Origin of the sequence: Gordonia gummivorans (assembly GCF_022513585.1) — a bacterium.
Lineage (GTDB): Bacteria > Actinomycetota > Actinomycetes > Mycobacteriales > Mycobacteriaceae > Gordonia.
The window spans coordinates 67,851-78,177 of the sequence record NZ_JAKWBF010000023.1; the positions used below are offsets into that span (position 1 = coordinate 67,851).

The following is a 10,327-nucleotide window of genomic DNA, read 5'->3' on the forward strand; positions in this document are numbered from 1 at the left end:
TCCCTACGTCTTCGTTACCGTGGAACCGTGACACCGGACGATGGCAGCGCGGCCACCGACGCGCACCACGGACGCGGGGGCGAAGCACAGATGCTGCGGGAGTTGCTGGCCGCAGCCGCGACAGGCGATCGGACCGCGTTCTCCACGCTGTACGACCGCACGAGTTCACGGATCTACGGACTCGCGTTCCGCGTCGTGCGGGACCGTCAGTACGCGGAGGAGATCGTCCAGGAGGCGTACCTGCAGTACTGGCAGAAGGCCGGCGAGTACCAGCCCGGGCGCGGTTCGGTCATCACATGGATGATGACCATCGCCCACCGGCGGGCCGTCGACCGCGTCCGATCCGAGGAGCTGCAGCAACAGCGCATGTCGCAGTACGGCGCGGTCTCGGTGGAGACACCGCGGAACATACCGCTCGAGGTCGTTGTGCAGACCGACGAGGCGCGTACGCTACGAACATGTCTCGGCACGCTCACGGAACTGCAACGGAGCTGCATCGAGATGTCGTATTTCGGGGGCCTGACCTATCCCGAGGTCGCCCGGCACACCGATACCCCCTTGCCCACCATCAAATCTCGGATTCGAGATGGCCTGCGTCGGTTGAGAACCTGCCTGAAGACGCACGAGGACGCCTGATCCCACAATGACCACATCCGATACGACCGGGGACCGCGGGGCCACCTGGCTCGACGACCACGTCGAATTGTTCGCCGTCGGCGCGCTGACCCCCGACGAGACCAGACGCGTCGAGTCAGAACTCGCCGCACTTCCACCCCACGAGCGGGCGGAACACGACGCCCAGATCGCCGACATCCAGGCGGCCATGGCGGGTTTCGCGACGACGTATGCGCTCGACGCACCGCCCGAACTCCGGGACCGGGTGCTGCAGCACGTCTTCGAGGGTGCGGCGCTGACCCCGGAGGCCTACGTACCCTCGGGCATCGATCCGGGCCCGCAGAACCCGGCCGCCGCGGTCGATCCCGTCCCGCCGGTCGCACCCGCGGGAACGGGCCGATCCGGCGAGAGCGACCTCGCGCCGCCGCCGCCGGTCGAATTGCGGCCCCGCGACTCGCGCCACGGACAGCATCGATCGGGTGGAACCGCGCGGCGCCCGGCACGCGCAACGGCGATCCTGGCGGCCGCGGCGGTGACCGTGGCCGTGGCGCTGGGGGCAGGCGTGCTCATCGGTCGCACCACCGCCCCCGAGTCGTCCACCTCGTCGACGGCGCTCAGCGACTCCCAGCGTGAGGTGCTCGGGGTACTCACGGCCGCGGACGCGTCCGTGAGCGTCGAGCCATTGGCCGACGACCGGGGCACCATCGCGGTGGTGACGTCCGAATCGGCCGACCAGGCGGTCGCGCTCCTGCGGGACCTGCGCACGCCCATCCCGGCCGACAGCACGTATCAGTTGTGGCTGGTGGGCGGTGCACCGCAGCCGGTGCCGGCCGGGCTGATCCCCGGAGACGACACCGCCCCGGTGGTGGTGGACGACGTGCGCGGGTCGAGCGTGCTCGCGGTCACCATCGAACCGGCCGGCGGTTCGCCGCAGCCGACGACACCGATCCTCGCCCAGGTCGCCCTCTAGGCCGGCGAGAATTCGATCCTTCGGGTGACAGCCCTGGCGATCTCCGCTCGTATCGTTCTTCTGTGTGCGGGCGATCCATAGACTGTGGGGCCGGCACGTCGGCGCGTCCGATCCGACGGGATCTCGAGAACGAGTAGGTGCGATGTGAACGGAATCGGTCGTCGGGAACAGCGGCAGCGACATCTCGGCGGGTGGCGAGTCCTCGCCGGGTTGCTGACGGTGGGTGCGGTCATCGCCGGCCTCGCGACCGCTCCCGGGGCGCCGGCGGCCGCCACCCCGTCGTCCCCCGACGGTTCCCGCGTCGTCGACTCCTACACCGATGACCCGCAGCAGGTGACGCTGCTCGTCCACTCCGCCTCGATGAACCGCACGGTCCCGGTCACGGTGCTCACGCCACGGGATCGGACCCGGCCGGCACCCACCCTGTACCTACTCAACGGCGCCGGTGGCGGGGAGGACTCCGCGACCTGGGACGCACGGACCACCTACAAGCGGTACTTCGCCGACCGGCACGCTTATGTCGTCACCCCGATCGGTGGCGCCTACTCGTACTACACCGACTGGCAGCGCGACGATCCCGCTCTCGGCCGCAACAAATGGCAGACCTTCCTCACGAAGGAACTGCCGCCCCTGATCGACGACGAGTTCGACACCACCGGCGTCAACGCGATCGCGGGGATCTCGATGGCGGGGACCTCGGTGCTCAATCTCGCCATCGCCGCCCCCGGGTTGTACCGATCCGTCGCCGCCTTCAGCGGGTGCGCTCGGACCAGCGACCCGGCCGGCCAGCAGTACATCCGATTGGTCGTCGAGGACCGCGGTCAAGCGGACATGACCAACATGTGGGGCCCGCTCGACGGTCCCGGCTGGCGAGCCAACGATCCGTACCTGAACGCGGCGAAACTGCGCGGCAGCAAGGTCTACATGACGACCGGGACGGGAGCACCGGGTGTCCACGAGCAGCTGACCGACCCGAGTATCGCGGGCGACGGTTTCACGCTGGCGAACCAGGCGATCGTGGGCGGCGGGATCGAGGTCGCCATCGACATCTGCACCCGGCAGATGGTCGAGCGTATGCGTGCGCTCGACGTCCCGGTCGAGGTGAACTTCCGCCCGACCGGCACCCACTCATGGGGTTACTGGCAGGACGACCTGTACCGGACCTGGCCGCGTATCGAACGCGACCTGCGCTGAGCGCTCAGTATTCGAGGGCCAGGCCTCACCACTGGTCGAGACCGGTGTAACCGTCCTGGAGTGCTCGCGCGAAAAGGTGGGTTTTCGTCGGCGCACTTCGCCCGACCGCGGTGTACTTCGCCCGGATGCGCGCAAGGTGCGTGCTCACCGTGGACGCCGAGATGAAGAGTCGTGCGGCGGCATCTTCTTTGGACTCGGCGGCTAGCCAGGCGAGCAGAACCTCGACCTCCCGGTCCGACAGACTCGGACGTGTCACTGCCGCTGAGCGCTCGACGGGAACCAGGTAATCAACCGGCTTGGAACGTTGCCGTGGCACGACTCCGTGCCGCGGTGCGGCCGCCGTCCTGGCTCGGAAGATATCTGAAGTGACCGTCATTGTTCCCATCCCCTGTTCAGACCGGCGCTATCTCGTGTGTCCCCGACGCCCCAAATCAATCTGTTCCAACGTTAAGACGGCGTAGTAACTGTCGGTAGACCCAGAAATGGGGACTCGACTCCCGCGGCCATGCCGTCAGCCATGTTTCGTTCGCCCCCAGGCCCCGTCAGGTGTTGACCGTCCCTCGTTCCGATACCGCTGCGGCACCGGGAGCCATCCGTCTTCGACGGCACGCTTGAAGAGATCCACCTTGGTGCGCGTCGGCCGCCCGGCGTCCGCATATTTCTGGCGAATTCGCTTGAGGTACTCGTTGACCGTCTCCGCGGAGACCCCGAGAGCAGCCCCGACTCGGGCCGACGTCTCGCCGGACGCGTACAGCGCCAACACTTTCTGCAACTGAGGCGACAGGTCGACAGTCGCCAGTTCGGGGTCGCCGTCTATGGCGGCAGCCCATTCTGTGGTGAGGACCGCCCGGCCGTCGGCGGCCGCCCGGATGGCGTCGATGATGACCGACTCGTCCGCCGACTTGAGCACCACGCCGAGCGCTCCGGCGCGCGCCGCCGATCTCAACAGCGCCGGATGCTCTCCAGAGGTGTACACGACGGTGGCCACTCCGGCCGCCGACAATGCGTTGACGTTCTCGCGAGGCGTGGTTCCGTCGTCGAGACGGAGGTCCAGCAGGACCACGTCGAGCTGCATGACACTGAGCACGCCGGCAACCGTCGTCGCCGAGCAGACCAACGAGATGTCCGAAACTGGGTCCAACACTCGTTCGATTCCCCAGATCGGGGACCGATGGTCGTCGACCATTCCAACCCGGATCGCTGCATGACCCTCCGACGAATCCTCGTCGATCAAGGTCGTCTGCTCGTCGTTCACCAACACCCCCACGAGGCACATGCGAGACTCTCAGCCTTTACTCAGCTTCACGTTACTGAAACCTCGACCAAAGCTACGTGCCGAGTCGGACATATCACCCGTCGGAGCGCGAAACTGCATCAACTGGTCCCGATCTGACCGCTGGCGTGTCCACATTCTTGGGGACACCACCCGGATGGGTCCCGCCGGGAGCGAAGGCATGCAAGACTAGAACATGTTCTAAAAAGGGTGATCGTGCCGGCGCCAGCCGGCGACAAACCGACCAGCCCCCCCCGACCAGACCCGACCCGACACGCAGGAGCAGAACAGGTGAGCGCACCTTCGACGCACGATGTACTCGGCACCCCGGTGACCATGCCGGTCGAGATCCGGCACGCACGGTGCTTCGTCGCCGGTTTCACCGCCGACACCCGGGCCGTGGCACGGGCCATCGACGCCGAATCGGCACAGCCCGGGACGCTTCGCCCGTTGCGCATCCGACCGGGTCGCACCATGTGCATGCTCGTGTTCGTCGACTACGTCGACGGCGACCTCGGACCGTACAACGAGTTCGGCGTGTGCTTCCTCGTCGAGGATCCGACCACCCCACCCGCCTCACCGATCCGGGCATTGCGCTCCCTGCTGAAGGGGGACGCGCGTGCGCTGGTGCACCGGCTCCCCGTCGACGGCGACTTCACCCTGGCCGCCGGGCGCGGCATCTGGGGATTCCCGAAGACACTCGCCGAGTTCGAGGTCGATCACTCCTCCGCCACCAGACGCGGCCGCCTCGTGTCCGACGGCGCACTCGTGGCCGACCTGAGTGTGAAGCCGGGACTCAAGGTCCCGGACTCCACCGCCGACACCGTGCTGCACGCCTATTCGCAGCTCGACGGGATCACGCGGATGACACCGTGGCGGCTCACCTCGACCACCGGGACCCGCACCCGCATCGGTGGCGCGCGCCTGACCCTCGGCGACCACCCCATCGCCGACGAACTCCGATCCCTGCAGTTGGGGCGGCACGCCCTGATGTCGAGCTCGGTCGATCGGATCACGATGCGTTTCGAGAACCCCACGCTGGTCTGACCGCGATCTCCGCCGGGTTCGCGGACGTCCGTGCCGTCGTCGCGGACAATGGTTCCATGAGCAATCTCGAGACGGACCCGGTCGAGGTCGAGTGCCATGCCGATGCCGGCGTCGCCGCGGGCCCGGGCCTCCTCCACATGGACGTCCTGACCGCGCGCGACGTACCGCTCGGCGGCCCACGCGCGATGACGGTGCACCGGACCCTCCCGCAGCGGTCACGTTCGCTGATCGGAGCCTGGTGTTTCATCGACCACTACGGCCCCGATGACGTCGCGAGCAGCGGCGGGATGGACGTGCCTCCACACCCGCACACCGGACTCCAGACGGTCAGCTGGCTGTTCACCGGCGAGGTCGAGCACCGGGACACGATGGGCAACCACGCGATGGTCCGCCCCGGCGAGATCAACCTCATGACCGCCGGGCACGGCATCGCACACACCGAGGTCTCCACACCCGACACCACCACCCTGCACGGGGTACAGCTGTGGGTCGCGCTGCCGGCCGAGAATGCCGACACCGCACGCGACTTCGCACACCACCGGCCCGATGCTCTCGACCTCGGCGGGGTCACCGCCAGGGTCTTTCTCGGCGAACTGTTCGGCACCCGCTCGCCGGTGCACACGTTCACGCCGCTGACCGGCGCCCAGCTCGACTTCGCACCCGGCGCCGCCGTCGACATCGACGTCGACCCCGAACACGAGCACGGCATTCTCGTCGACACCGGAAGCGTCGAGGTCGCCGGCGCCGACGCCGCACCGCTGGCCCGCACCGAGCTGGGCTACATCGGGTTGGGCGCAGGGCGGATCACGCTCACCAACGTCGCCGAGACCGACGCCCGGGTGATCTTCCTCGGCGGCGCACCGCTGGCGGAGGACATCGTCATGTGGTGGAACTTCATCGGGCGCACACACGACGACATCGTCGGCTACCGGGACCAGTGGGAGGCGCGCAGCGAACGCTTCGGGCAGGTGCAGGGTTACGTCGGTTCGACGCAGCACCTGCCCGCGCCGCCGCTGCCGCACTCACGGCTGCGCGCCCGGGCCAACACCCCGGGGCGCGCCGCCCCCGGGTGAGGGCGCATCACGCCGTTCCGAGCAACCTCGCGAAGTTCGCGATCCCCGCGGCCTCGACCGCCTGCTGCCTGCCGTCGGCCACGGCCGCGCGCGGCGGTTCCCCGTCGGCGGCATTCCCCGGCCCTGTGCCACCCCTCGGTCCGAGGAGCGAGACGAGTTCGGCTGCGGCACGGCCGATCCGGTCGTTCAACGACGCGGTGTCCCCACCGGCGCCCGCCCAGTCCGCCGACGCGGCGTAGACGCCGGTCGGCAGGACGACGGCACGTAGGTAGGCGAACAACGGTCGCAGCGCGTGGTCGAGCACCATCGAGTGGCGCGGGCTGCCGCCGGTCGCCCCGATCAGCACCGGTTTGCCCGACATGGCGTCGATGTCGACGAGATCGAAAAACATCTTGAACAGGCCGCTGTACGACGCGTTGAAGACCGGGGTCGCCACGATCAGGGCATCGGCCCCCTCGACCGCGTCGAGTGCCGCGCGTGCCCGGCCCGAGGCGAAGCCGACCGTCATCGCCTGTCCCAGGTCGGCGGCGAGGTCACGCAGGTCGACGATCTCGACGTCCGAGCGGCCCGCCCCGAGTCCTTCGGTGACGGCGGCGACCATCCGGTCGACGAGCAGTCGCGTCGACGACGGTTCAGAGAGACCGGCATTCACCGCGACGATCCGCAGGGCGGTCACGAGGACACCTCCACATCCTGATCGGCTTCCTGGCGGGCGGCGACGAGCGAGGCGTGCGTCGGCGCGTCGGGAACGTCGTCGGGACGTCCCTCCGCAAACCCGGCGCGCAGGTCCGGTAGCACCTCGCCCAGCAGGTCGAGCTGCTCCAGCACGGTCTTGAGCGGCAGACCCGCATGGTCGACGAGGAACAGCTGACGCTGGTAGTCGCCGTAGGTCTCGCGGAACCTCAGCGTCTTGTCGACGAATTCGGCCGGGCTGCCCACGGTGAGCGGCGTCTGCGAGGTGAACTCCTCCAGCGACGGGCCGTGCCCGTAGACCGGCGCGTTGTCGAAGTAGGGGCGGAATTCACGAACCGCGTCCTGCGAGTTGCGCCGGATGAAGAACTGTCCGCCGAGTCCGACGATGGCCTGGCGGGCCTTGCCGTGTCCGTAGTGCTCGTAGCGTTCGCGGTAGAAGTTGATCAGCCGCTGGAAGTGCTCGTTGGGCCAGAAGATGTTGTTCGCGAAGAAGCCGTCCCCGTAGTAGGCGGCCTGCTCGGCGATCTCGGGGCTGCGGATGGACCCGTGCCACACGAACGGCGCGACGTCGTCGAGCGGACGCGGCGTGGAGGTGAACGAGGTGAGCGGCGTCCGGAACCGGCCCTCCCAGTCCACGACGTGCTCGGTCCACAGGCGGTGCAGCAGGTGGTAGTTCTCGATGGCCAGCGGGATGCCCTGGCGGATGTCCTGACCGAACCACGGATAGACCGGGCCGGTGTTGCCACGTCCGAGCATCAGGTCGACGCGCCCGTCGGCCAGATGCTGCAACATGGCGAAGTCCTCGGCGATCTTCACCGGGTCGTTGGTGGTGATCAGCGTGGTCGCGGTGCTCAGCTGCAGGCGCTGTGTCTGCGCCGCGATGTAGGCCAGGGTGGTCGTCGGTGACGACGAGAAGAACGGCTCGTTGTGGTGCTCACCGATGGCGAACACGTCGAGGCCGATGTCCTCGGCCTTCTTGGCGATCTCGACGATCGCCTTGATCCGCTCGTGTTCGGTCGGCGTCTTACCGGTCGTCGGATCGGTGGTGATGTCGCTGACGCTGAAGATTCCCAGTTGCATGTCGCGCCTCCCTTGTCGTGGTCTCACCTTGCTAACCGGACCGCGGTCCGATTAATTCCGTAACAGGGTGAGTTAGGGTGGCTTACATCCGCCACGGAGCCGAACCGTGGCAGTTGGGATGAGGAGAAACGCATGAAGATCCGGAAATCCGCCGCTGCCATCGCTCTCACGGGCGCCGCACTACTCGTCGCCACCGGCTGCTCGGAGTCCTCCGACACCGTCGACGAGGTCACCAGCAAGGTCTCGACCGCGGTCGAGAGTGGCGTCAGCGAAGTCGAGTCCGCCGCGACGGACGCCGTCGACGAGGTCACCGGGCTCGGTAAGGACGAGGCGCAGTCGATCCTCCGCAAGGCGATCGACCCCGACACCCCCGAGAACGAGATCGACTCGGTGGTCGACGTCACCAACCCCGCCACCAAGCCGGCGATCATCGCCTTCGCCAAGGGGGCATCTGCCGCCGGTTACGGACCGGACGCGTTCACGGTCACCGACGTCAAGGAGGACGGCGACAAGAAGGCCACCGCGACCGTGGCCGTCAAGAGCCCGAATGCTCCCCAACCGGTCGACATCACTCTCTCCTTCGTCGACACCGACGGATGGAAGCTCAGCGGTGACGCCGTCACCCAGTTGGTCAGCATGAGTCAGGGCCAGAGTCAGGGCAACTGAGGTCCCGACGCCGCGACTTCGAGAAGCGTCGCCGAGATACAAACTCACAGGGCGGTCATCTGCAGATTGCGGGTGACCGCCCTGAGCGGTCTCCGGTGACGTCATCTCAGGGCGTGGTCGGCGGTCGCCGGTAGACTCGCGCACGTGCGGCCCGATGGCGGAGGCCGACAGCCAGGAGGTGCCGTGCGCGTCGACAATCCCACCCACGAGATCACACCCGCGGTGACCGATCGTCACGTGCGCTGGCCGGCGGTCAACGATCTCGACGAGCCGAGCCAGACCGTCGAGCCGGCACCCGTCCGGCCTGCGACGCGAGTCGAGACGCGGATGCGCGTCATCGCCTCCGAGCACGCCGCCCTGCCCCCGGTGGGCGATTTCTGGGACCTGCAGAACCCTGATCGATTCGTCTCGAGTGCGGTGTATCCCGCCTCGGCGCCACAGCCCTTCGCGCTTCCTCCGCGCGCGTATGCCATGCCCATACCCACCGGACGGACTGTCGCGCCGGCCGCTTCGCTGGCGCTGACCACCGGACTTCTGTCGGTGCCGGGCATCCTCGTTTTCGGACTCGGAGCACTCCTCGGCATGATCGCGGTCGTCTCAGGCGCCGTCGCGCTCCGACAGATCAACCGCGCTCCGACCACCCGTTACGGAACCGGACGAGCAGTCGCGGGCATCATCACCGGTACCGGGAGCGTGCTCGTCGGTGGGCCGATCCTGCTTGTGGTGTTGCTACTCGCGGGACTCTGAGACTCCGAGTCAGCTCCGTAGACCGATCCGCCGCTCGACGGGTCTGTCCGTGTACGGGCAGGTCAGCTGACTGCGCGTAGACGCCGCGCCGGCGCGGCCTCGTCGCGGTGGCGATCGAGCCAGGCGTGGATCTCGCCGATGACCTGCATGCGCACATCGATCGGTTCGATGTCCGCCAACGACGGAATGCAGTGCATGAGGGCGGCGTAAAACGCCGATGCATGCGACATCCCGTAGTCGGCCAGGACCGTCTCGTAGTCCCCGACCCGATCGGCGAGAACGCCGTAGGTGAGGGCCTCCTCACCCAGGCGAACCGCGGTCAGGTGGGGCGTTATCGCCCCTCGGTTCTCGATGTCATCCAGTAAGCGTTCCATGGTGTGCCTTCCTCCCCCGCCGAAGATGGCGTCGAACGCGACGACACGGCCTCCCCGGCCACTGTGCGCTGCGATCCTTTCGTCCAGTGTGCCTCACTCCACACAACTGTGACCCTTCCGAGTCTACTTTTATGTGGCCGACCCCACACCCGAATCCGCGCCGGATTCCCGTCTGCCATGTTACAGCTGAGGCCGCAGGTGCGAAGGTGTCGAGCGTGGCAGCTGGTGTTCTGTTACCCATGTGCAACAGTCCCACCGTCGTCTCGCTCGGCGGGGTCGAACTCAGGAAGCGGAGTTCTTGTCGGCTTCCATGGCCTCGATCAGGCTCTTGGGGCGCAGGTCGGTCCAGTTCTCCTCGACGTACTTGAGGCACGCCTCGCGGCTGTCCTCACCGAAGACCTTGTTCCAGCCGGCCGGGATGTCGGCGAACGTCGGCCACAGCGAGTGCTGGTTCTCGTCGTTCACCAGCACGAAGAAGCGGCCGTTTTCATCGTCGAACGGATTGGTCATCTCTAACGTTCCTTTCCTAGCGGCGACGATTCTCGTCCCCGATGTTGAATTGACACCTCGGCGAACATGCTCGGCCACCGAGTCT

Annotated in this window: 13 protein-coding genes; 7 read left to right on the forward strand and 6 right to left on the reverse strand. The window is 67.5% G+C overall.

The window, feature by feature from the left end; genetic code table 11:
• The first annotated feature begins 27 nt into the window (after nucleotides 1-27).
• The 3 genes from sigK to MKW15_RS16920 all read left to right on the forward strand — a co-directional run bounded on the left by sigK (nucleotide 28) and on the right by MKW15_RS16920 (nucleotide 2,779).
• On the forward strand, nucleotides 28-636 hold the full coding sequence (gene sigK / locus MKW15_RS16910) for an ECF RNA polymerase sigma factor SigK (RefSeq protein ID WP_068972012.1): 609 nt from the start codon (nucleotides 28-30) through the stop codon (nucleotides 634-636).
• A 7-nt stretch (nucleotides 637-643) separates the two neighbouring features.
• Nucleotides 644-1,585, forward strand: a complete 942-nt coding sequence (locus MKW15_RS16915) for an anti-sigma factor (protein WP_137809559.1) — start codon at nucleotides 644-646, stop codon at nucleotides 1,583-1,585.
• Nucleotides 1,586-1,729: 144 nt separating this feature from the next.
• Nucleotides 1,730-2,779: an alpha/beta hydrolase gene (locus tag MKW15_RS16920; RefSeq protein ID WP_374247445.1), complete on the forward strand. Its 1,050-nt coding sequence runs from the start codon at nucleotides 1,730-1,732 to the stop codon at nucleotides 2,777-2,779.
• A gap of 25 nt (nucleotides 2,780-2,804) precedes the next feature.
• Here MKW15_RS16920 and MKW15_RS16925 read toward each other — a convergent pair whose 3' ends face one another.
• On the reverse strand, nucleotides 2,805-3,155 hold the full coding sequence (locus MKW15_RS16925) for a response regulator transcription factor (protein ID WP_374100826.1): 351 nt from the start codon (nucleotides 3,153-3,155) through the stop codon (nucleotides 2,805-2,807).
• Between the two features lie 135 nt (nucleotides 3,156-3,290).
• Nucleotides 3,291-3,965: a helix-turn-helix transcriptional regulator gene (locus MKW15_RS16930; RefSeq protein ID WP_240860255.1), complete on the reverse strand. Its 675-nt coding sequence runs from the start codon at nucleotides 3,963-3,965 to the stop codon at nucleotides 3,291-3,293.
• A gap of 378 nt (nucleotides 3,966-4,343) precedes the next feature.
• On the opposite strand from MKW15_RS16930, the gene MKW15_RS16935 reads away from it, so the two are divergent.
• Together MKW15_RS16935 and MKW15_RS16940 are read left to right on the forward strand one after the other, a co-directional pair.
• Entirely contained in the window at nucleotides 4,344-5,099 is a 756-nt protein-coding gene (locus MKW15_RS16935; RefSeq protein WP_058252004.1) for an acetoacetate decarboxylase family protein, read from the forward strand.
• Between the two features lie 56 nt (nucleotides 5,100-5,155).
• Nucleotides 5,156-6,172, forward strand: a complete 1,017-nt coding sequence (locus MKW15_RS16940; protein WP_240860246.1) for a pirin family protein — start codon at nucleotides 5,156-5,158, stop codon at nucleotides 6,170-6,172.
• 7 nt (nucleotides 6,173-6,179) lie between these two features.
• Here MKW15_RS16940 and MKW15_RS16945 read toward each other — a convergent pair whose 3' ends face one another.
• Together MKW15_RS16945 and MKW15_RS16950 are read right to left on the reverse strand one after the other, a co-directional pair.
• Complete coding sequence (locus tag MKW15_RS16945; RefSeq protein WP_226513844.1) at nucleotides 6,180-6,848, reverse strand: CE1759 family FMN reductase; 669 nt, start codon at nucleotides 6,846-6,848, stop codon at nucleotides 6,180-6,182.
• A complete protein-coding gene (locus tag MKW15_RS16950; RefSeq protein WP_226513845.1) occupies nucleotides 6,845-7,945 on the reverse strand; it encodes an LLM class flavin-dependent oxidoreductase in 1,101 nt (366 codons plus the stop codon). The genes MKW15_RS16945 and MKW15_RS16950 overlap by 4 nt, the downstream gene beginning before the upstream one ends.
• A 132-nt stretch (nucleotides 7,946-8,077) precedes the next feature.
• On the opposite strand from MKW15_RS16950, the gene MKW15_RS16955 reads away from it, so the two are divergent.
• The gene (locus MKW15_RS16955; protein ID WP_226513846.1) at nucleotides 8,078-8,611 is read left to right on the forward strand and encodes a DUF4878 domain-containing protein; all 534 of its coding nucleotides are present in this window, start codon (nucleotides 8,078-8,080) and stop codon (nucleotides 8,609-8,611) included.
• 183 nt (nucleotides 8,612-8,794) lie between these two features.
• A complete protein-coding gene (locus MKW15_RS16960; RefSeq protein WP_226513847.1) occupies nucleotides 8,795-9,358 on the forward strand; it encodes a DUF4190 domain-containing protein in 564 nt (187 codons plus the stop codon).
• Nucleotides 9,359-9,420: 62 nt separating this feature from the next.
• On the opposite strand, the gene MKW15_RS16965 is transcribed toward MKW15_RS16960, so the two are convergent.
• Together MKW15_RS16965 and MKW15_RS16970 are read right to left on the reverse strand one after the other, a co-directional pair.
• Complete coding sequence (locus MKW15_RS16965; RefSeq protein WP_226513848.1) at nucleotides 9,421-9,732, reverse strand: hypothetical protein; 312 nt, start codon at nucleotides 9,730-9,732, stop codon at nucleotides 9,421-9,423.
• 282 nt (nucleotides 9,733-10,014) lie between these two features.
• The gene (locus tag MKW15_RS16970) at nucleotides 10,015-10,242 is read right to left on the reverse strand and encodes an MbtH family protein (RefSeq protein ID WP_226513849.1); all 228 of its coding nucleotides are present in this window, start codon (nucleotides 10,240-10,242) and stop codon (nucleotides 10,015-10,017) included.
• Nucleotides 10,243-10,327: the final 85 nt, after the last annotated feature.